At 66.3% G+C, this 20,086-nt stretch carries 19 protein-coding genes; 9 read left to right on the top strand and 10 right to left on the bottom strand.

Annotation, left to right across the window (positions count from 1 at the left end; all coding sequences use genetic code 11):
- Positions 1-13 precede the first annotated feature (13 nt).
- A complete protein-coding gene (grpE, locus tag VZC37_RS21575; RefSeq protein ID WP_330435630.1) occupies positions 14-655 on the bottom strand; it encodes a nucleotide exchange factor GrpE in 642 nt (213 codons plus the stop codon).
- Positions 652-2,511: a molecular chaperone DnaK gene (gene dnaK, locus VZC37_RS21570; RefSeq protein ID WP_330435628.1), complete on the bottom strand. Its 1,860-nt coding sequence runs from the start codon at positions 2,509-2,511 to the stop codon at positions 652-654. The genes grpE and dnaK overlap by 4 nt, the downstream gene beginning before the upstream one ends.
- 373 nt (positions 2,512-2,884) lie before the next feature.
- Between dnaK and VZC37_RS21565 the strand changes: the two genes are divergently transcribed.
- The gene (locus tag VZC37_RS21565; protein ID WP_330435627.1) at positions 2,885-3,460 is read left to right on the top strand and encodes a TetR/AcrR family transcriptional regulator; all 576 of its coding nucleotides are present in this window, start codon (positions 2,885-2,887) and stop codon (positions 3,458-3,460) included.
- A 7-nt stretch (positions 3,461-3,467) separates the two neighbouring features.
- On the opposite strand, the gene VZC37_RS21560 is transcribed toward VZC37_RS21565, so the two are convergent.
- The 5 genes from VZC37_RS21560 to VZC37_RS21540 form a co-directional block, all read right to left on the bottom strand.
- The gene (locus VZC37_RS21560; protein ID WP_330435625.1) at positions 3,468-4,394 is read right to left on the bottom strand and encodes a CE1 family esterase; all 927 of its coding nucleotides are present in this window, start codon (positions 4,392-4,394) and stop codon (positions 3,468-3,470) included.
- 78 nt (positions 4,395-4,472) lie between these two features.
- Positions 4,473-4,796, bottom strand: a complete 324-nt coding sequence (locus VZC37_RS21555; protein ID WP_330436004.1) for a hypothetical protein — start codon at positions 4,794-4,796, stop codon at positions 4,473-4,475.
- A 204-nt stretch (positions 4,797-5,000) separates the two neighbouring features.
- Positions 5,001-6,011, bottom strand: coding sequence for a substrate-binding domain-containing protein (locus VZC37_RS21550; RefSeq protein ID WP_330435623.1), 1,011 nt, complete (start codon positions 6,009-6,011; stop codon positions 5,001-5,003).
- A 39-nt stretch (positions 6,012-6,050) separates the two neighbouring features.
- Entirely contained in the window at positions 6,051-7,001 is a 951-nt protein-coding gene (locus VZC37_RS21545; protein ID WP_330435621.1) for a sugar phosphate isomerase/epimerase family protein, read from the bottom strand.
- A gap of 32 nt (positions 7,002-7,033) precedes the next feature.
- Positions 7,034-8,203, bottom strand: coding sequence for a Gfo/Idh/MocA family protein (locus tag VZC37_RS21540; RefSeq protein ID WP_330435619.1), 1,170 nt, complete (start codon positions 8,201-8,203; stop codon positions 7,034-7,036).
- A gap of 220 nt (positions 8,204-8,423) precedes the next feature.
- Between VZC37_RS21540 and VZC37_RS21535 the strand changes: the two genes are divergently transcribed.
- The 4 genes from VZC37_RS21535 (at position 8,424) to VZC37_RS21520 (ending at position 12,638) form a co-directional block, all read left to right on the top strand.
- A complete protein-coding gene (locus VZC37_RS21535; protein WP_330435617.1) occupies positions 8,424-9,449 on the top strand; it encodes a LacI family DNA-binding transcriptional regulator in 1,026 nt (341 codons plus the stop codon).
- Positions 9,450-9,529: 80 nt separating this feature from the next.
- A complete protein-coding gene (locus VZC37_RS21530; protein WP_330435615.1) occupies positions 9,530-10,576 on the top strand; it encodes a LacI family DNA-binding transcriptional regulator in 1,047 nt (348 codons plus the stop codon).
- Between the two features lie 210 nt (positions 10,577-10,786).
- The gene (locus tag VZC37_RS21525) at positions 10,787-12,235 is read left to right on the top strand and encodes a sugar porter family MFS transporter (protein WP_330435614.1); all 1,449 of its coding nucleotides are present in this window, start codon (positions 10,787-10,789) and stop codon (positions 12,233-12,235) included.
- Between the two features lie 28 nt (positions 12,236-12,263).
- Positions 12,264-12,638, top strand: a complete 375-nt coding sequence (locus tag VZC37_RS21520; protein WP_330435612.1) for a universal stress protein — start codon at positions 12,264-12,266, stop codon at positions 12,636-12,638.
- Between the two features lie 21 nt (positions 12,639-12,659).
- Here the strand turns inward: VZC37_RS21520 and VZC37_RS21515 are convergent, their stop codons facing one another.
- Positions 12,660-13,130 (bottom strand): SRPBCC family protein, encoded by a 471-nt coding sequence (locus tag VZC37_RS21515; protein WP_330435610.1) that lies wholly within the window; start codon positions 13,128-13,130, stop codon positions 12,660-12,662.
- 28 nt (positions 13,131-13,158) lie between these two features.
- Positions 13,159-13,800, bottom strand: a complete 642-nt coding sequence (locus tag VZC37_RS21510; RefSeq protein ID WP_330435608.1) for an isochorismatase family protein — start codon at positions 13,798-13,800, stop codon at positions 13,159-13,161.
- A gap of 120 nt (positions 13,801-13,920) precedes the next feature.
- Between VZC37_RS21510 and VZC37_RS21505 the strand changes: the two genes are divergently transcribed.
- Together VZC37_RS21505 and VZC37_RS21500 are read left to right on the top strand one after the other, a co-directional pair.
- A complete protein-coding gene (locus VZC37_RS21505; RefSeq protein ID WP_330436003.1) occupies positions 13,921-14,874 on the top strand; it encodes a GlxA family transcriptional regulator in 954 nt (317 codons plus the stop codon).
- 185 nt (positions 14,875-15,059) lie between these two features.
- On the top strand, positions 15,060-15,905 hold the full coding sequence (locus tag VZC37_RS21500) for a DUF5995 family protein (RefSeq protein ID WP_330435607.1): 846 nt from the start codon (positions 15,060-15,062) through the stop codon (positions 15,903-15,905).
- Between the two features lie 70 nt (positions 15,906-15,975).
- Here the strand turns inward: VZC37_RS21500 and lon are convergent, their stop codons facing one another.
- Positions 15,976-18,306: an endopeptidase La gene (lon, locus tag VZC37_RS21495; RefSeq protein WP_330435605.1), complete on the bottom strand. Its 2,331-nt coding sequence runs from the start codon at positions 18,304-18,306 to the stop codon at positions 15,976-15,978.
- 259 nt (positions 18,307-18,565) lie between these two features.
- Here lon and VZC37_RS21490 point away from each other — a divergent pair, with 259 nt between their 5' ends.
- Together VZC37_RS21490 and VZC37_RS21485 are read left to right on the top strand one after the other, a co-directional pair.
- Positions 18,566-19,291: a cutinase family protein gene (locus VZC37_RS21490; RefSeq protein WP_330435604.1), complete on the top strand. Its 726-nt coding sequence runs from the start codon at positions 18,566-18,568 to the stop codon at positions 19,289-19,291.
- A 267-nt stretch (positions 19,292-19,558) separates the two neighbouring features.
- On the top strand, positions 19,559-20,047 hold the full coding sequence (locus VZC37_RS21485; protein ID WP_330435602.1) for an SRPBCC family protein: 489 nt from the start codon (positions 19,559-19,561) through the stop codon (positions 20,045-20,047).
- Positions 20,048-20,086 lie beyond the last annotated feature (39 nt).

Raw genomic sequence — 20,086 nt, 5'->3', positions numbered from 1 at the left:
GTGACCAGTGTGCTTATTGTGCACCAGTCTGTTCGGCCGCATCGCCGGCTACATCGACCGGATCGGTCACCGTGACCATCGCGTGACGGATGACCTTGTCGCCGAGCCGATACCCGGTGCGGTACACCGCGCCGATCACCGGCTCCGCGCCGTCACCCTCGTGCTGAACGGCTTCGTGCAGTTCCGGGTCGAACACGTCGCCGGGTTCACCGAACTTGGTGAGCCCTTCGGCCGACAGGGCACCGGCCAGTTTGTCGGCGACGCTGCGCAGCGGGCCCGCGTCGAGGTCGCCGTGCTCGCGGGCACGGTCGAGATCGTCGAGGACCGGCAACAGCTTGTCGATGAGCAACTGCTTGCCGTAGGTCACCGAGCCCTGCTTCTCCTCGGCGGCACGCCGCCGGAAGTTGGCGAACTGAGCGCGCTCCCGTTGCAGATCGGCGGTGAGTTCGGCGACCCGCTCGTCGGCGACGTCGGGGATCTCCGGTTCGGCTTCTGCACCGTTTGCGGTCACCTCGGTGTCCGGTTCGGCGTCGGCCGGGCCCGGCCCGGCGGCCGGATCCTCGCGCACCTCACCCGTTTCCGGGTCGATGCGGCGACGATCGGTCACCGTGACCGGTTCCTGCTCGCGTACGCCTTCCGGCTCCCCAGCGGTCACTTGTTGTCTCCGCTGGTGTTCGACGGCTCGTCGACCACCTCGGCGTCGACGACGTCGTTGTCGCCACCGGCCGACTCACCCTCGGGTGCGTCGCCGTTGGGCGACTCGGCGGCCGATGCGGCGTAGATCGCCTGACCCATCTCCTGCGACTCGGCCGAGAGCTTCTCCACCGCGGACTTGATGGCCGCGATGTCGGTGCCCTTCAGCGCTTCCTGCGCCTCGGAGATGGCCGCGTTGACCTTGTCCTTGACCTCGCCGGGAACCTTGTCCTCGTTGTCCTTGAGGAACTTCTCGGTCTGGTTGACCAGCGACTCGGCCTGGTTGCGGGTCTCGGCCTCCTCACGACGCTGACGGTCCTCGTCGGCGTGTGCCTCGGCGTCCTTGATCATCCGGTCGATCTCGTCCTTGCTCAGGCCCGAGCCCTCCTGGATGCGGATGGAGTTCTCCTTGCCGGTGCCCTTGTCCTTCGCGGTGACGTGCACGATGCCGTTGGCGTCGATGTCGAAGGTCACCTCGATCTGCGGGACACCCTGCGGCGCCGGCGCGATGCCGCCGAGCTCGAACGAGCCGAGCAGCTTGTTGTGCGAAGCGATCTCGCGCTCACCCTGATAGACCTGGATCTGCACCGACGGCTGGTTGTCCTCGGCGGTGGTGTAGGTCTCCGACCGCTTGGTCGGGATGGTGGTGTTGCGCTCGATCAGCTTGTGCATCACGCCGCCCTTGGTCTCGATACCGAGGCTCAGCGGGGTGACGTCGAGCAGCAGCACATCCTTGACCTCGCCGCGCAGCACACCGGCCTGCAGGGCCGCGCCCACAGCGACGACCTCGTCCGGGTTGACGCCCTTGTTGGGCTCCTGGCCGCCGGTCAGTTCCTTCACCAGTTCGGTGACGGCAGGCATGCGGGTCGAACCGCCGACCAGCACCACGTGGTCGATGTCGCCGACGGCGATGCCGGCGTCCTTGATGACCGCCTGGAACGGCGAACGGGTGCGCTCGAGCAGATCGGACGTGATCTTCTGGAACTCGCTGCGCGAGAGCTGCTCGTCGAGGAACAGCGGGTTCTTCTCGGCGTCGACGGTGATGTAGGGCAGGTTGATCGAGGTGCTCTGCGAGGCAGACAGTTCGATCTTGGCCTTCTCGGCAGCCTCACGCAGACGCTGCATCGCCATCTTGTCCTTGGTCAGGTCGATGCCGTTCTGGCTCTTGAACTTGTCGACGAGCCAGTCGACGATGCGCTGATCCCAGTCGTCACCACCGAGGTGGTTGTCGCCGGAGGTCGCACGGACCTCCACGACGCCGTCGCCGATCTCGAGCAGCGAGACGTCGAAGGTACCGCCACCGAGGTCGAACACCAGGATGGTCTGTTCGCTCTCACCCTTGTCCAGGCCGTAGGCAAGCGCCGCGGCGGTGGGCTCGTTGACGATGCGCAGCACGTTGAGGCCGGCGATCTGGCCGGCTTCCTTGGTGGCCTGACGCTGGGCGTCGTTGAAGTAGGCCGGCACGGTGATGACCGCGTCGGTCACGTCCTCGCCCAGGTAGGACTCGGCGTCGCGCTTGAGCTTCTGCAGCGTGCGGGCGCTGATCTCCTGCGGGGTGTACTTCTTGTCGTCGATCTCGACGGACCAGTCACCCTCGCCCATGTGGCGCTTGACCGACCGGATGGTGCGGTCGACGTTGGTGACCGCCTGGTTCTTTGCCGGCTGCCCGACCAGGACCTCGCCGTTGCGCGCAAACGCGACGACCGACGGGGTCGTGCGGGAGCCTTCGGCGTTGGCGATGACGGCGGCTTCGCCGCCTTCGAGCACGGATACCACCGAGTTGGTGGTACCGAGGTCGATTCCAACTGCACGAGACATGTATTTCCTCCTAGTTCATGGGTCTGCACCCAGTGCGTCTCGATCCGAGTTCTCTCGAAACCTGAACTTCAGTGCATCCGACTCATGTCCTACTCAAGACACGCGACGGAGTCAACCTGGGTTGAGCCTACACCGCTCAGGTTTCTCGAAGGGTCCAACGGGTGTGGGCAGAGGAATGTTCCCGACCTGGGCCGGAAAATTGAGCCAACCCCGCTCAATGTGAGGGAGCTCTCAACTCTGCACTGCGGTCACACAGGGCGCACACCGCCCCGCTTAAACTCATCCGACCGGCCACGGCCCGGTGCGATTTCTCGGTGCGATGTCCGCAAGGCATACCTCGAAGGGTGGGGGAACGTGACGACAGTGGCCGACGATGACTGACCGCCAGGCCCTGCTCGGGAAGGCCGCACTCCAGGTGATCGCGTCCGGCGGCCTACGGGCATTGACCCACCGGGCCGTCGACGAGGCGGCCGGACTCCCCGCCGGATCGGTGAACTACTACGCACCCACCCGGTCGCGGCTGAACGGCCTCGCACTCGCCGAGGTGTACGAGCAGATGTACGCGATCGCGGTCCGGACGTTCGGTCCGGTCCTCGATGTCGGAGAGAAAGCCGCGACCGACGTCGTCCTGGATTGCACGACCGACTTCGTCGAGGCGATGTCGAACGAGGGCCGCGGCGCCGTCCGAGCACGTCATGCACTGCTGGTCGAGGCCCAGTTCGACGCCGACCTCCGCAAGCAGGTCATCACCAACCGGACGGCGTTCATCGGATTCACCGAGCCGTTCGTCCGGGCCTATGCGCCGGAGAGTTCCGAACGGGCGGCAGAACTGATCGTCGTACTCATCGACGGTTTGATCCAGCAGCAGACCCTCGTCGCGACGTCGAACTTCCCCAGGCCGATGATCCGCGCGGCCATCGCACGCATCTTCCGTTACGAGGAGCGGTAGTACTCACCTACCGCCCGTGCGCGGCGAAGAAGTCCCAGATGGCGGTGGTCGCATCCAGGGCGTCCGACGGCGTGTCGCCCGGACGCAGTATCGAGGCCGCGGGTCGCGCGGTCGCACCAGGCCATTGATGCCCGGCCCCGACGATGGAGATCAGTTGCACTGTGCGCTCGCCGGGACATTCGGCGGTCGAGGTGATCATCTTGCCCGCCCTTCGGATTGTCGGCTCTGGGCATTCACCGGCACGCCGGAACGGCTCTACCGCCCGCGGCACCGGCGCCCCGTCGACCCGCGCGGTACCACGAACGTTGTGCGCCCGGCCCGGACCTCCGTCGTACCGGACCGACTCGTCGGCGGTGCCGTGGATGTGCAACAACGATGTCGGCCCGGCGTCGTCGCAGTCGGTGACCACTGTTCCTGCGACGGGAGCAACCGCGGCGAACAGGTCGGTCTCGCAGGCGAGTCGGTAGGCCATCATGGCGCCGTTGGACATTCCGGTGACGAAGATGCGCGACCGGTCGATCGGTTGGACGGCTGCGGCACGCTCGACCACCGCCCGGATGAACGCGACGTCGTCGACGCCACGTTGCTGCGCCGGGCCACAACATGTACCGGCATTCCAGGACCGTCCGACTCCGTCGGGAAACACGGCGACGAACCGGCCGCGGTCGGCCTGCGCGTCCCAGTGATAGGAGTTCTCCGCCTGCCGGCCACTCCCATAGCCGCCGTGCAGCACGACGACGAGCGGGGACGGACCAGAAAGTCCTGCCGGACGGTACATCTCGAATGTGCGCGCGCCCGATCCGGAGCCGATGTGTTCCGTACTGTGACCGGACGCGGGGGCGGCAGCTGCCTCGTCTCGGCTGACCACGGCGAGGGCGACCGCCGCGACTGCTAATACGGCGGCCGAGATGAGTGTGAGCGTCTTGTGGCGCACACCCTTCAGGATCGCCGTTCACCCGTGATCGCTCAAGGGGTGGGCCCGAATTCTCATCGGGCTCTCACGAAGGGACGCTCAGTCTTCCGCGACCGGCAGGGCGTCGCCCGGAAAGCCCCTCGCCGGATGGACCTCGAACTCGAAGACGCCGGCAAGCACGCCCGGATCGGAGTTCATGAGCTCCACGGTCGTGTCGACGTCGCGGTCGAAGATACCGATGCCGCAGATGCCCGACTCGTCGTCGACGGGCAACACCACCGAGAGCGCCCCGGCCGCGCGCAACGCGAAGTTGCGTCGCCCGTGTTCCCAGATCGCCGCCGCGGCGGCGTCGGTGTCGTACTTCGGTCCCGTTCTCAGGATCATCACGCTGTACGGGCTTGCGTGCGAGAGCATCTCGTTCATCTGCTCGTCGGTGATCGTGGGTAGATCGGTCACGGCCGGGCTCCTCTGCCTCGAAGGTCGCCGCCCGGCGATGAGGTGACACCGCGGAGCGGCCCGAGGCCGATTATCGTCGCCTCGGGCCGCTTGGGTGGTGGTTCCGGTCAGAAATCTGACGGCGTCTTGGTCGCCCCGAGCGGTAGGTGGAGGGAACCGTTCATCGACACCTCAGCGCGTCCCGGCCTCCGCGTACTCGGCGATCGCGTCGACGTTGGACTCGTCGATGAACGCCGGTCCGGTGAGCACCGCCTGACCACCACCGATCGTGTTGCCGTTGTTCAGGTAGAGCCACAACGAATCGATGGCGAGGTAGCCCTGCAGGAACGGCTGCTGGTCGATCGCCCAGATGACATCACCGTTCTCGATCGCGCCGACGAGCGCGGCGTTGGTGTCGAAGGTGGCGATCTGCGCCTGCGCCCCGGCGGTGTTCTTGGACTCGACAGCGGTCAGCGCGATCGATGCGTCGAGCGCAATGACATGGTCGATCGAGGGGTCCTGCTGGAACTTCGCGGTGAGCGCCGCCTCCACCGACGGCATGTCGGCGCTGTTGACGTTGATCAGCTCGACCTGACCGCCCTGAAACCCCTGACGCACACCGGCACAACGTGATTCGAGCGAGATGTTGCCCTGCTCGTGGATCACGCACAGCACCTTACGGGCTCCCTCGTCCTGCAGCCGACTGCCCGCCGCCTCACCTGCGATGGTCTCGTCCTGCCCGAAGTACTGCTGAATGCCGAGTTGCTGCCACTGATCGAACCCGGCGTTGAGTCCGACGACGGGGATGCCATCGGCGAGGGCCCGCGACACCGCCGGCGCCATCGCCTCCGGCTTCGCCAGGGTCACCGCGATGCCGTCGACATCCGAATCAATGGCAGCCTGAACCAGATTCGCCTGATTGGGCGCTTGCGGATCGGCCGAGTACTTCAGTTCGATGTTGTCTTTGGCCGCCGCGGTTTCCGCCCCCTTTTGCACGAGGTCCCAGAACGCGTTGCCCGGGACCCCGTGCGTGACCATCGCGACGGTCGCGCGTGGGGTGTCCGCCTGTCCGGCGGCCATGCCCGCATCGTCGCCGTCGGGTCGCCCACCGGTGCTCGAGCACGCGGACAGCACCAGCAGGGCCACCCCGGCGGCGGCCACCGCCCCGGTGATGACGCGGGTGCGCCGTCTCGATGATCTCATCGTCTCGCTCCTTTGGTTGACGAAGAACTGGGTGTGGTCCTAATTGTCGGCGGGGAGAAGTCCGATGCTCGCGAAGTATTCGCGGGTGCGGATGGCGATCTCTTTGGCGCTTCCGGGCGGAGCCGGGTACATGTCCTGCTCGATGATCAGCCGGAAGTCGCGTCCCAGTGCCGCGAGGTCGGCCAGCAGCGGCTCCATCGTCGGAACCCCAAGCGGCGGTACGACCATCGCGCCCCGCTGGACGGCCTCGTAGAAGCCGACGTGATCCTCGCGCGCCTTGGCCGCGACACCCGGGTCGACCTGCTTCAGGTGGATGTAGGAGATGCGGTCCGGGTCACGGGAGATGATCTCGCGGTTGTCGCCCGAGCAGTAGGAGACGTGGCCGGTGTCCAGGCAGAGCGACACCGTGTCGGGATCGGTGTCGTCGAGGAACTTCTCGATGAAGTTCTGGGTGTCGACGTGGGTGTCCACATGTGGATGGAAGCCCTGGGTGATACCGAAGGCGTCCTTGATCAGGCGCCCCAGCGCGGAGTGGCCCTCGGTGAGCGAACGCCACTCGTCGGCGGTCAGCTCCGCAGCCTGGGTGAGCGCGCCGGTGTGCAGATCGGTGTACTGCTCGGGCAACACGATCAGATCGTGGACATCCATGGCCGACAACAGTTCACACACGTCGAAGGCGTCTCTGCGCGCCTGCTCGAAGGCGTCCGGGCCGCGGTGCAGCGCCGTGCCGACCGTGCCGCCGGTCAGCGACAATCCCCGCTTGCCCAGCTCGTCGGTGAGCTGTTCGGGATGGGTGGGGAGATAGCCGAACGGTCCGAGTTCGATGGTGCGGTAGCCGGCTTCGACGACCTCGTCGAGGAAGGTGCTCCAGTGCGGTTGCTTCGGGTCGTCGGGGAACCAGATCCCCCACGAGTCCGGCGCGGTGCCCAGGCTCAGTCGGGAGAAGGTCGGGTTAGCGGGGGCGTTCGCGGCGGCGGTGGATGAGCTCATGTGAAGGTCCAATCGGTGTGTCGGCGGGAAGGTCAGGCGGGTGCGGAGATGGGTTGGGCGTCGACCTCGACGGCAGCTCCGGTGGCGGCGGCTCGCTGCGCGGCGTCGACCGCGCGCATGACCCGCAGCGCCGAGGGGAAGCTGGTGTCCATCGGCTCCTCGGCGAGGATGCAGCGAACGAAGTGCTGGATCTCGGCGACGAAGGCCTCGGCGTAACCGGTGCCCACTCCCCCGCCGGGCATCGCGGCAACATCGGAGAAGTACGGGTGCTGCGGCCCGGTGAACACCCGGCGCGGACCGGACAGGGTGGCCGAGGAGTCGTCGGCGAGGTGAATGTGGAACTCGCCGCCCGAGATCGAGTCGAACCGGGCGTGGCCCTTGGCTCCGTGCACCTCGATGCCCAGCGAGTTGGGCAGACCCACCGCGATCCGGTTGACGTGGATCTGACCGATGGCGCCGTTCTCCAATTCGACGGTCAGCAGGGCGATGTCGTCGGTGTCGACCGCGCCGGTCTTGTCGGTGCCGGGGATCGGACGTTCGGTGATCGCGGTGTGCAGGGTGGCCGAGAGGACGCGTCGGATCGGGCCGGCGACGTGCTGCACGGTGTCGAGTGCGTGTGTGCCGATGTCGATGAGCGCCCCGGCGCCGGCGCTCTCCTTCGCGTAGCGCCATGAGAACGGCGTCTGCGGCGAAGCGCCGTAATCTGCGTTGTACCAGGCGGTGAAGCTACGGACCTGCCCGATGGCTCCGGCGGCCACGGCGTCGTGCACCGCGGCAAGTCCCGGTAGACGACGGAACGAGAAACCGACGCCGGTGGTCGCGGATGACTGCTCGGCGAGCTCCACCAGTTCGGCGGCTTCGTCGGCCCCACGCCCGATCGGCTTCTCGGCCAACACGTGCTTGCCGGATCGCAGGATCGCCGGCAGCACATCGGCATGGACGCTGTTGGGCAGCGCGACGCTGATGGCGTCGATCGACGGATCGTCGAGCACCCGCTGCAGATCAGCGGTCGCCTCGGTGTAGCCGTAGCGGTCGGCGGTGCGACGCGCGAGTTCCACGTTCGGGTCGACCACGACGGCCAGGTCGACGTCGACCTGTTCCAGTCCGGCCGCCATCGACACGTTGCGGAAGCCGAATGCGTGGGCTTGACCGGCTGCGCCGGCGCCGACGAGCGCGACGCGGAGGGTACGGCGTGAAGACATGTTCGGAGCTCACTTTCAGATCGGGGACTTGGAGCGTTCCAGGCCTCAAACTGTAAGCTGCGCCACAGCACACGTCAAGGGCGTTCGCACTCCAAGCCTACGTCGCACCGAAAACCGCAGCGCACACCGCACAACCGCAGCACCGTGTCAGCGCCCGCATCGGCTACACTTCATTGGATCGCTCCAGACCAACCGGCCGTTGACCAGACGAAGGGTGCCGATGAGCACATCCAGTGACACCGGTGGACGCTCGCGACCCACCATCGTCGACGTCGCCCAACGCGCCGGCGTGTCCAAGTCGCTGGTGTCGCTGGTCCTTCGGGGCCAACCGGGGGCCAGCGAGTCCAATCGCACCGCCGTGCTGCGCGCAGCGGAGGAACTCGGCTATCGCGCCAACGCTGCGGCCCGGTCGCTGGCCCAACAGCGGACGCACACCGTCGGTGCGGTGCTGTCGGACCTGCGCAATCCGTGGTTCATCGACCTGCTCGCCGCCGTGCGCGCCGAACTGACCGCGCATGGGCTGACCCTGTTCCTGTCCGAGGATTTCGGGATGGATCGCGACGCGTCGGTGCTCGACGCTTTCATCGAGGCGCGCGTCGACGGTCTGCTCTGCCTGGGCACGTTGCCGCCGGCACAACACCTGCTGTCGACGGCGAGGACGTTGCCGACCGTGGTGGCCGCCGGGCGCGAACCGGATCTACCGAATGTCGATGTGGTGACCGGTGACGACCGGTCGGGTGCCGCACGGGCGGTCGACCACCTCGTCGAACTCGGACACCGCCGCATCGCCCACCTCGCCGGTACCGGACGCGCAGCCGATCTGCGCACCGACGGGTATCGGGACGCCATGCGTCGGCACGGGCTCGACGAGTACATCCGCGTCGAGGTGAGTGACCGATCCGAGCCCGGGGACCACCTCGCAGCGGTCGCACTGCTGCAGCCGGACGACCGCCCGACCGCGATCCTCGCCAACAACGACTATGCGGCCGTCATCACCATGTCGCACGCCAAGCAACTCGGCCTCGACGTCCCGCACGACCTCAGCGTGGTGGGCTACGACAACAGCTACCTTGCGCGGCTCGGATACATCGGACTCACCACGCTCGACAACAACTATGCCGACATGGGAAGGCTTGCCGTGCAACGACTCCTGGCCCGAATCGCCGACCCGCAGAGCGCTCGAACCGTCTCGTTGCTCGATCCGGAGCTGAAGGTCGGTTCGACATCCGGGAACGCGGAACACTAGCGCCGCTGCGGGTTCGGCGGCGATCACGAACCACTGCCGGCTCACCAACCGGTAACCTCGGGTGGCTGGAAGCAGGTGAGATGACAGACTCCGGAACGCACGACGACTCCGGCCCCCAGGTTCGGGCGCGTCCGACGATGGCGGACATCGCGGCGCATGTCGGGGTGTCCCGACAGCTTGTTTCGCTGGTCATGCGCGGTCAGCCCGGCGCCAGCCCCAGCACCCGGCAGAAGATCACCGCCGCCGCCGAGGAACTCGGATATCACCCTGACGGTGCGGCGCGACTGCTGCGCCGTACCCGCAGTGGCCTACTGGGCGTGTTGTTCACTGCCGAGCACCCGTTCGAACTGGCCCTGGTGGAGAACATGTATCCGGCTGTCGCCGAATCCGGCTATGCGATCACCCTGGGGACGATCGCGCCCACTCACGAAGTGCCCGAAGCGCTCGACGAGATGCTGAGCTCCCGCATCGAGGCCCTGGTGTTGGTGGGACCAGAGCTCCCGCCGCATCGCCTGACATCCCTTGCCGCGCAGATGCCGATCGTCGAGGTGGGGCGTCATCGCGGTGCAGCCGGGATCGACGCCGTCTACTCCGACGGGGCGGCGGGGATGAGCTTGGCGGTGGACCATCTGGTCGACCTCGGCCATCGACGCATCGTCCACATCGATGGCGGCACCATGCCCGGGGCCGCCGATCGTCGCCGAGGCTACGTGAACGCGATGACCACCCGGGGGTACGCCGCGGAGATCCAGATCATCGATGGCGACTACACCGAGATGTCGGGGTACTCGGCCGCGCAGCAGCTCCTGGAGTGGCCCGAACGTCCGACCGCCGTCGTCGCGGCCAACGACCGCTGCGCCCTCGGGGTGCTCGGCACGCTGGTACGCGCCGGCATCTCGGTACCCGGCGACATCTCGGTGACGGGATACGACGATGACCGGACGTCACGGTTACCGTTCGTCGATCTCACGACCGTCCGTCAGGACGCCGCCGAGATCGCCCGCCGCGCAGTCGAGTCCATCGTCGAACGACTGGCCGGCGAACGCGCCGACGCCGTCGAGATCGTTGTCGCACCCGACCTGTGCGTCCGCGGTAGCACGGCAGCCGTGTCGAGCGGGGCGCACTAGCTCGATCGCATCGCCCCCAATGCATGTCAGGACAAACTCTTGACTTCATGAGTGACGTGAGTCATAGTGACTAGCACGTGCTAGTAGCACGAGCTAGTCGGTCGCTTGTCCCGACTGTTACGTCGAGAGCCCCGGCGCATCGCCATTCCACAAACCGCACATTCGCGCAGCACACACCGAGGTTGCCTGAGTGCGTAGACAGGATCGACCATGTTCGACACCCCACAATCGACCCGTAGCGGCGCCACCGCTCCCCCTCCCGCGTCCCATCCGACACTCCCCGCGGATCGGCCGGGCCCCCATTCCAAGCGTCTGGGCTACATCGCCGTCATCGCCACTTTCGGTGGCCTGCTGTTCGGCTACGACACGGGCGTGATCAACGGCGCACTGGAGCCCATGCGCGACGACCTGGGACTCACCGCGACCATGGAGGGTTTCGTGGTGAGTGTGCTGATCTTCGGCGCGGCCATCGGCGCGCTGATCGGCGGACGCATGGCCGACAGCCAGGGCCGCCGGCGCAACATCCTGATGCTGGCGACCATTTTCATGGTCGGCACGTTGGGGTGCGTTCTCGCTCCCACCTGGGAGACGCTCGGCGTCTTCCGGTTCATCCTCGGTCTCGCGGTCGGCGGCGCATCGGCCACTGTTCCCGTCTACCTCGCCGAGATGGCGCCGGTGGAACGGCGTGGCAGCATCGTCACCCGCAACGAGGTCATGATCGTCTCCGGCCAGTTCGCCGCCTTCGTCATCAACGCGATCATCTTCAACATCTGGGGCGAACACGATTCGGTCTGGCGGTACATGCTGCTGGTTGCACTGGCTCCGGCGATCGGCCTGTTCGTCGGCATGCTCCGGATGCCGGAGAGCCCGCGATGGCTGTCGTCGCAGGGGCGCGATGACGAGGCCTTGGAGGTGCTACGCCAGGTCCGCTCCCCCGAGCGGGCCGAGGCCGAACTCGCCGAGGTCCATGCACTTGCCCTGGAGGAGAAGGAATCTCAGACCGGCGGGTGGTCCGACCTGGCGACACCGTGGATTCGTCGGCTGATCATCGTCGGGATCGGGATCGGCGTGTTCTCCCAACTCAGTGGCATCAACGTCATCATGTACTACGGCACACAGCTTCTCGAGAACGCCGGCTTCTCGAGCAACGGCGCCATCCTGGCGAACACCGCCAACGGACTGTTCAGCGTCCTCGGTGTCACCGTGGGCATCCTGATGATGAACAAGTTCAACCGGCGCGCGATGATCATCACCGGCTACACCCTGACCACCACATTTCATCTCCTCGTCGGCATCTTCGCGCTCGCCATGCCCGACAATTCCCTCAAGCCCTACGTCATCATGGGGCTGGTCATCGGATTTGTCTTCTCGATGCAGGCCCTGATCGGTCCGCTCACCTGGCTGTTGTTGTCCGAGATCTTCCCACTCAAGATCCGCTCGTTCGCCATGGGCGTCAGCGTATTCACCTTGTGGATCGCCAATTCGATTGTGGCGTTCGGCTTCCCACCCACCGTCAGCGCACTCGGGATCTCGTCGACCTTCTTCGTGTTCGCCGCGCTGGGAGTGTTGGCCATCATCTTCATGTGGCGGATGGCTCCCGAGACCCGCGGCCGCACCCTCGAGCAGTTCGAGGACGACTTCCGAATCCAGCACTCCTGACCCAGACCCGACTCCGAAAGGAGCCACCATGTCCGTTCTCGTTGCAGTCCCCGACAGCGCCGAAGGTCTCGCCGCACTCGTTGCGGCAGGCGAAGAAGCCAAGATGCTCGGCACCGACCTCGTCGTCATCAACGTCGGACTGTCCGAACTCCCAACGACTGTGATACCCACCGATGTCGCCGTCGAACTGATCGAACGCAGCGGCGCCGCCCAACGAGACCCGCTCGACACCGTTCTCGACGAGGTCAACCGGAGACGGGTCCATCGACTCGTCATCGGTGTGCGTCGACGCTCACCCACCGGAAAGGCGTTGCTGGGCAGTCTGAGCCAGCGCTTGCTGCTGCAGGCCCCGGTCCCGGTGCTTGCCGTCAAGATCAACGATGAGTACGCAGCTGCGATCTGACAAACGGTCGTGGTTCGCCGATCATCCAGGCCAGCGCGTCGCCAGCGCCGACAACGTGCCCTCGATGCCCACGCCGTTCTTCTTGTCGAAGCCGAGCAGTTCGATGACCTTCGGCACCTTGATCGTCGAGTAGTCGAAGGTCTCGGTGACCCGTGTCTGCGACGGTGACAGTGCCTCGAACTCCCAACGCCACTTGTGGCCCATGGGGTGTTGCCATTCCACCAACTCGTCATCGGCGAACGAGGTCACCGTCGAGGTGATCTTGTAGGGCATCCCGTACTGCTTCATTCCGACGCTGAAACGGGCGCCAGGTCCGAGCCTGTCCGGTCCGGTCACCGGCGTGTCACGCACAGTGCCCGATCCGTCGAGCTCGGGGTGGCGGTGCGGATCGGCAACCAACGCGAACACGTCGGCGGCAGGGGCGTCCACGACGACCTGTCGGGACACGGTGTGCGCTCCGCGGTCGACGCTGGTGACAGAGTGTTGTGCCATGGGTCCAACGTACGCCGGTGGCCGCTTTTCAGGCTGTCGCAGCCGCAGCGTCGCGGCCCTGTAGAGCCGAGACCACCAGATTGCTCTTCTCACTCGCCGTGCCGGCGTCCACCGCGGCGATCCACTTCTCCGTGGACGTCACGGCGGCGAAGTTCGACTGGAACAGGACCATGAGCGTGTCGTGCAGGACCTGCGCAGAGACGGTTCCGGCCTCGTTGGCGAGGTGGATGGCGCCGGTTGCGTCGGACAGGATCTCGGCAGCGAACCCCAGACCCTCGGCTTCTACCGCGGTGGCGAGATCACAATTGTTGGCCATGTGGCCGACGATGGTGATCGTGTCGATGTGGCGCTCGCGCAGCCAGTCGGCGACGTCGGTACCGGCAAAGACGCTGCCGTACACCTTGTGCACGCGTTTGGCCGCCGCGCCCACTCGCCGGTCGATCTCCGGATGCAACTGCCAGCCATCCGTTCCTTCTGCGAAAACCGGTGCGCCGTCGGGCATCTGATGTTGAACCAGCACCACCGGGACATCGTGGTCGGTCGCGGTGTCGATCGCCGTGACGATGTTGCCCAGGGTGTCGTCGCGCGGCGGGTACTGGATCTGCAGCGGACCGTCGAAGTACTCCTGTTGGACGTCGACGACAATGAGTGCGCGGCGCGGTGCGGTCATGATGCTTCCTCCTGTGTCAGCGGGTGAACGGTGTCGATTCTTCGCTCCACCCCTTGCACGCACGAGTGGCACGAATGCATACTTTCGATGAGTTCGGGCCAACTCACGGAGGTGACCATTATGCGGATCGCGATCTACGCCTTCGACGGGATCACCATGTTCCATCTCGCAGCCCCGCTGATGGTGTTCGGCGAGATCGGTCGTCTCGGCATCGCACCCGATTGGTCAACGGCACTGTGGTCGGATCACGCCGGGTCGATACACACTGCCGAGGGGTATCCCATCGGGAATGTGGGCGGCCCCGAGACCACCGCCGATGCCGACATCGTGATCATGCCGTCGTGGCCGCTGTCGTTACCCGGCCTCGAACCCGAGCTGCGGCGGACGATCACCGATGCGCACGTTCGCGGAGCCACCATCGTCGGCCTGTGCCTGGGCGCCTTTCCCGTCGCCGATTCCGGACTGCTCGACGGACGGGACGCAGTCACCCACTGGGAGGCGATGGACCTTCTGGCACAACGACGTCCGGGACCGCAGGTCGACTCGTCGGTGCTCTACATCGATCATGGTGACGTACTCACCTCGGCGGGGACCGCCTCGGCGATCGATGCCTGTGTGCATCTGGTCCGCACCCATCTGGGATCGGCTGCGGCCGCGCGGGTGGCGCGGTCACTGGTGGTGGCCCCTCACCGGGAGGGCGGTCAGGCGCAATACATCGAACGGCCATTGTCACGGCCGGCGCACAACGGTGTGATCGGCGATGTCCTCGACTGGGCGATGGCCCGGCTCGACGGTCCGCTGACCGTCGATATCCTGGCCGGGCAGGCGCGGATGAGTCGCCGCAGCTTCGTCCGACACTTCCGCGACGCCACCGGAACCACCCCGGCGCGCTGGATTCTGGAGCGACGTCTCGAGGAGGCACGCACCCTCCTCGAGACCACCGATTGGACCGTCGATGCCGTCGCGACCGCCTGCGGATTCGGCAGCGGGGTCACATTGCGACAGAAATTCGCTGCGGCCTACCAGGTTCCGCCAAGCGCGTACCGCAAGCAGTTCGCTGTGGGCGAGCTGTAATCACCTCTACCGGCACGGCTCACCGAACCACGAAGTGCCCCATCAGCGTGACCAACACGAGCGCGATGTCCCTGGGGAGCGCTTGCCGTGGATCGCTCCCGTGCGACCTTCGACCACTTTATTACCTGCAAGTAGATTTACCAAAGTGCAACACTGTCCGCGCGCATCGTGGCAGAGTTCGTGCTATGCGCCCGCTGAAGATCTTCGGTGTGATCGTCGTTTTGGTGGCCTTGGCGTTCGCGCCGGTCGCAGTTCCACGCGCCGACGCGGCGCCTCGTTCAGTTTCCGCGTGTATCCCGGTCGCAACGCCTGCCGAGCGTGCAGCGCTGGCCGATCTGACGGACCCGTCGGACATCAAGACCTACCAAGACGCGGCCGACAAGATTTCGGAGTTGCGCGCCGCCTTGTCGAAACCGAACGACTACCGCGGAACGTTCCCCATCGCATTTGACGAGATCCTCAAGCTCGTCGGTCCGAGCATCAAGTCGGGGATCTATGACGACCCGGTGTGGGCCACGAACCTGGCCATCGAGGTGGTGCGCCTCTACGTCAGCGCCCTGCACGACTTCGTCACCGGCGCAAGGCCGCCCGCGCACTGGTGGCAGGCACTGCGGCTGACCGAACAGTGTGACCGAAGCCCGGGTCGGGTGCTGATGGGTCAGATCTTCGCCCACCTGATCATCGACTTCCCCAACGCACTCGTCACCGTCAAGTCCGAGCCGCGCCACACTCGCGACTTCTACACGTTCGGCGGCGCACTCGTCGATGCCACTCCGGCAATCATCGCAGCGTTCAAGAGAACCTACGGTGTAGATCTCGAACCGTTGTTCACCGCGTGGTTCCTCGGTGACATCATCGGCGACCAGCGCGCCACGACCGTGCTGTTCCAGTCGACGCGAACCGCAGCCTGGGTCAACAACTTCGGACTGCAGAACCCCGCTCTGCACGACGCCACGGTCGCCGAGATGTGGGTGCTCTACGAGAACGCCACCATCTTCATGAACATCCTCGAGGATCTCGACCAGATCTGACCGAATCGCGGAGGACACACGACGCCGCCGACCGTCGCGAGTAGCTCGCGACGGTCGGCGGTTGGTCGAGTCAGGCAGCGCTTGCGTGCACCGCGTCCTCGACCGGCTCCAACGCCTGCTCGATGATGGCGGCCACGTCGACCATCGGCCGGACCTCGAGCGCATCGAGGACCTCGGCGGGCACGTCGTCGAGATCGGGTTCGTTGCGCTGCGGGATGAACACGGTCGTCAGTCCGTTGCGTTGGGCGGCAAGCAGCTTCTGCTTGACCCCACCGATCGGCAGCACCCGCCCGTTGAGCGTGACCTCGCCGGTCATACCCACGTCGGCACGCACCTTGCGGCCGGTCGCCATCGACACCAGCGCGGTGACCATGGTGACACCGGCGCTCGGACCGTCCTTCGGCACCGCGCCGGCCGGCACATGGACGTGGATCGTCTTGTCCAGCACGGCCCGATCGATGCCGAGTTCGTCGGCGTGGGCACGCACATACGACAGCGCGATCTGCGCCGACTCCTTCATCACATCGCCGAGCTGGCCGGTCAGTTTCAGCCCGGCCTCGCCGGCGTTGCTGTTGGCCTCGATGAACAGGACGTCGCCGCCCATGCCGGTGACCGCCAGGCCGGTGGCCACGCCGGGCACCGCGGTCCGTTCGGCCGACTCGGGGGTGAATCGCGGACGTCCGATGAACTCCTTGAGGTCGGACTCGCCGATCTCTACGGGCGCGTGCGCCTTCCCTGACTCGAGGTTCGTCGCAGCCTTGCGGAGCAACTTGGCGAGCAGCCGTTCGAACTGTCGCACACCGGGTTCGCGGGTGTAGTTCGCGGCGATCTCACGCAGTGCGTCGTCAGCGACGGTCACTTCGTCGGCGGTCAGGGCCGCCCGGTCGGCCTGCCGCGGGAGCAGGAAGTCCCGAGCGATGGCCACCTTGTCGTCCTCGGTGTAGCCGTCGATGGTCACCAGTTCCATCCGGTCGAGCAGTGCCGACGGGATGTTCTCGATGACATTTGCGGTCGCCAGGAACAGGACGTCGGACAGGTCCAGGTCCAGATCCAGGTAGTGATCGCGGAAGGTGTGGTTCTGCGCGGGGTCGAGCACCTCGAGTAGCGCCGCCGCCGGGTCACCCCGATAATCGGACCCGACCTTGTCGATCTCGTCCAGCAGCACAACGGGATTCATCGATCCCGCTTCGCCGATGGCACGCACGATCCGACCAGGGAGTGCACCGACATAGGTGCGGCGGTGACCACGGATCTCGGCCTCGTCACGCACACCGCCGAGGGCGACGCGCACGAACTTCCGTCCGAGGGCACGGGCCACGGACTCGCCCAGCGAGGTCTTTCCGACTCCGGGCGGGCCGGCCAGCACCATCACGGCGCCCGACCCGCGGCCGCCGACGACCTGCAGCCCGCGTTCGGCACGACGGGCACGCACAGCGAGGTATTCGACGATGCGGTCCTTCACGTCGTCGAGGCCGTGGTGGTCGGCGTCGAGGATCGCGCGGGCGCCTTTGATGTCGGTGGAGTCGTCGGTCCGCACGCTCCACGGCAGGTCGAGCACGGTGTCCAGCCAGGTGCGGATCCAACCGGTCTCCGGCGACTGGTCGCTGGCGCGTTCGAGCTTGCCGACCTCGCGCAGTGCGGCTTCACGCACATTGTCGGGCAGGTCGGCGGATTCGACACGGCCACGATAGTCGTCGGCGCCGTCGGGTTCGTCCTCACCGAGTTCCTTGCGGATCGCGTTGAGCTGCTGGCGCAGCAGGAATTCCTTCTGCTGCTTCTCCATGCCGCTGCGGACGTCGTCGGCGATCTTGTCGCTGACCTCGGTCTCGGCGATGTGTTCACCGGTCCACTCGGTCAGCAACGTGAGACGTTCTGCGACGTCGGGGGTCTCGAGCAGCCGGCGCTTCTGTTCGTCGGTCAGCCACGAGCTGTAGCCGGCGGTGTCGGCGAGATCCGACGGGTCGGTCAGCTTGTTGACCGCGTCGATGATCTGCCACGCCTCGCGGCGCTGCAGCATCGCCAGAACCAGCTGCTTGTACTCGGCGGCGAGGTGTTTGACCTCGTCGGTGACGGGCTGGGCGTCGACCTCGGTGACCTCCACCCACAGGGCGGCGCCCGGCCCGGACGTCCCGGTGCCGATGTGTGCGCGCTGCTCACCCTTGACCACGGCCGCGGTTCCGCCGCCGGGGATACGGCCCACCTGCACGATCGAGGCGATCACGCCGTAGGTGGGATAGCGGTCGTCCAGACGCGGGGCGACCAGCAGCTTTCCGGATTCGCCGGCCCGCGCCGCGTCCACGGTCGCCTGAGCGGCGTCGTCGAGCGGGATCGGCACGACCATCCCCGGCAGGACGACCAGATCGGGAACGAACAGGACGGGCACTGAATACGTGTTCGACATCAAACCTCCAAAGTTCAGTCTGATGGGCTCAACCTGGGTGGCGGGATGTTTGTTCCCGGGGATATTTCGCCAGGAGCGGACACCTTGCGTGAATCCGCCCCGGCAAACCACCGATACCGGACAACCCTGCGCGATCAGCGACACACCGGCTCACCCGATGGCTACATTCGATGACAAGACGACCCATCCGACCGCCGAGCCCGAGCGAATGAATCACGTGAGAACCGGATCAAACCGTCTGACCCGAGGAGTGCGCTTCATGTCCGTTTCGACTCTCGCTCGCCGCACGATGGTGTCAGTGGCCTGTCTGGCCATGGCACTCAGCGGCTCCCTCTTCCTCACGAACGCGAAGGCGCAGGCCGCGCCGTGCTCCGACGTGGAGGTGATCTTCGCGCGCGGCACCATCGAGCCCGCGCCACCGCTGGGGTTGACCGGCGTCTCCTTCACCGAAGCAGTGCGCGCCCAGCTGCCCGGGAAATCGGTCAGCAGCTACGGCGTGAATTATCCCGCCAGCGACCGGTTCAATGACCGTCTCGCCATCGCCAACTCGGTGACCATCGGCGTGCGCTCGGCGCAATCGCGGATCAAGTACCTCGCCGCCACCTGCCCGAACACCCGGATCGTGCTCGGCGGCTATTCGCAGGGCGCGGTCGTCGCCGGATTCACCACCGCGACCGGCATCGATGTTCCGTCCGAGTACCGGGAGTACGAGAACCAGGTGCCGCCGCCGCTGCCGGCGAACGTCTCCGACAACGTCGCCGCGGTGGTGCTCTTCGCGCCGCCGTCGGACCGGTTCCTGCGTGATGTCGGGTCGCCGGAGATCCAGGTCGACCGCGAATACCAGGCGCGCACCAAGAGCTACTGCATCCCGGGCGACAACATCTGTGACGGATCGCCGGTCGGGCAGCCGAACGGTCTGCATGTGTTGTATTCGGTGAACGGGATGACGCTCGACGCGGCGAGCTACGTCCAGCGAAATCTCTGATCTGACGCCTTAGGTCCACATATGACGAGGGCCGTCACCCAAGTGGGTGGCGGCCCTCGTACGTGGTTGACGGGTTCGGGCAGTGCGCCTCTCGGCGAACGGCCGCTCGAAGCGGCAAATGGGGTGGGGCCCGGGGCAGCTGATCCCGAACGCCGTCGGAATCTACAACTACGCGGCCCCGCGGGTTATTCCGACCGGTGATTCCGGCCGCGCACCTCGGTCTACCCATATGTCCTCCCCGAGCCGACCAGAGGAGCAGCGAGCATCATGACCCGAGAGAACGTGACCGTCACCCTGACCATCGATGTCCCGATCACGGACGTGTTCGCCGTGCTCGCCGACCCGTCCACCCACGGTGCGGTCGACGGCACGGGATGGGTGCGCGACGCCGTCGACTCGGCACCGTTGACCGAGGTCGGCCAGGTCTTCCGGGTGAACATGTATCACTCGAATCACCCGGACGGTGACTACCGGATCTCCAACCAGGTGACAGTCATCGACCCGCCGAAGGCCATTGCGTGGCTGCCCGGCCAGCCGGACGACAACGGCGAACTGGATTTCGGCGGGTGGTTCTGGCGCTACGACCTGACCGCCGTCGATCCGTCGACCACCGAGGTCACGCTCACCTACGACTGGACCGACGTGCCGCCACACATCCGCGAGTACATCCAGTTCCCACCCTTCGGTCTCGACCACCTGGACAACTCGCTGCGCAACATCGCCCGGCTCGCGGCAGATATCGCGCGGACAAGGTGAGTTCGTCGGGTCGGCGAGCGGAGATGACTCGGCGTACCC

The sequence above is a fragment of the Gordonia sesuvii genome, from assembly GCF_036350415.1.
In the GTDB taxonomy this organism is placed as follows: Bacteria; Actinomycetota; Actinomycetes; order Mycobacteriales; family Mycobacteriaceae; genus Gordonia; species Gordonia sesuvii.
Note: the sequence above shows the minus strand (reverse complement) of the source record. Positions and strands in the feature narration are given on the sequence as shown.

What these genes read in the sequence shown, in the direction of transcription:
- VZC37_RS21545 (WP_330435621.1), bottom strand. Translation starts at nt 7,001, where the DNA reads ATGAGCTCATCCACCGCCGCCGCGAACGCCCCCGCTAACCCGACCTTC.
- VZC37_RS21505 (WP_330436003.1), top strand. Translation starts at nt 13,921, where the DNA reads ATGCGGATCGCGATCTACGCCTTCGACGGGATCACCATGTTCCATCTC.
- VZC37_RS21525 (WP_330435614.1), top strand. Translation starts at nt 10,787, where the DNA reads ATGTTCGACACCCCACAATCGACCCGTAGCGGCGCCACCGCTCCCCCT.
- lon (WP_330435605.1), bottom strand. Translation starts at nt 18,306, where the DNA reads ATGTCGAACACGTATTCAGTGCCCGTCCTGTTCGTTCCCGATCTGGTC.
- VZC37_RS21535 (WP_330435617.1), top strand. Translation starts at nt 8,424, where the DNA reads ATGAGCACATCCAGTGACACCGGTGGACGCTCGCGACCCACCATCGTC.
- VZC37_RS21565 (WP_330435627.1), top strand. Translation starts at nt 2,885, where the DNA reads ATGACTGACCGCCAGGCCCTGCTCGGGAAGGCCGCACTCCAGGTGATC.
- VZC37_RS21485 (WP_330435602.1), top strand. Translation starts at nt 19,559, where the DNA reads ATGACCCGAGAGAACGTGACCGTCACCCTGACCATCGATGTCCCGATC.
- VZC37_RS21510 (WP_330435608.1), bottom strand. Translation starts at nt 13,800, where the DNA reads ATGACCGCACCGCGCCGCGCACTCATTGTCGTCGACGTCCAACAGGAG.
- VZC37_RS21490 (WP_330435604.1), top strand. Translation starts at nt 18,566, where the DNA reads ATGTCCGTTTCGACTCTCGCTCGCCGCACGATGGTGTCAGTGGCCTGT.
- VZC37_RS21540 (WP_330435619.1), bottom strand. Translation starts at nt 8,203, where the DNA reads ATGTCTTCACGCCGTACCCTCCGCGTCGCGCTCGTCGGCGCCGGCGCA.
- dnaK (WP_330435628.1), bottom strand. Translation starts at nt 2,511, where the DNA reads ATGTCTCGTGCAGTTGGAATCGACCTCGGTACCACCAACTCGGTGGTA.
- VZC37_RS21515 (WP_330435610.1), bottom strand. Translation starts at nt 13,130, where the DNA reads ATGGCACAACACTCTGTCACCAGCGTCGACCGCGGAGCGCACACCGTG.
- VZC37_RS21520 (WP_330435612.1), top strand. Translation starts at nt 12,264, where the DNA reads ATGTCCGTTCTCGTTGCAGTCCCCGACAGCGCCGAAGGTCTCGCCGCA.
- VZC37_RS21500 (WP_330435607.1), top strand. Translation starts at nt 15,060, where the DNA reads ATGCGCCCGCTGAAGATCTTCGGTGTGATCGTCGTTTTGGTGGCCTTG.
- VZC37_RS21530 (WP_330435615.1), top strand. Translation starts at nt 9,530, where the DNA reads ATGACAGACTCCGGAACGCACGACGACTCCGGCCCCCAGGTTCGGGCG.
- VZC37_RS21550 (WP_330435623.1), bottom strand. Translation starts at nt 6,011, where the DNA reads ATGAGATCATCGAGACGGCGCACCCGCGTCATCACCGGGGCGGTGGCC.
- VZC37_RS21555 (WP_330436004.1), bottom strand. Translation starts at nt 4,796, where the DNA reads ATGAACGAGATGCTCTCGCACGCAAGCCCGTACAGCGTGATGATCCTG.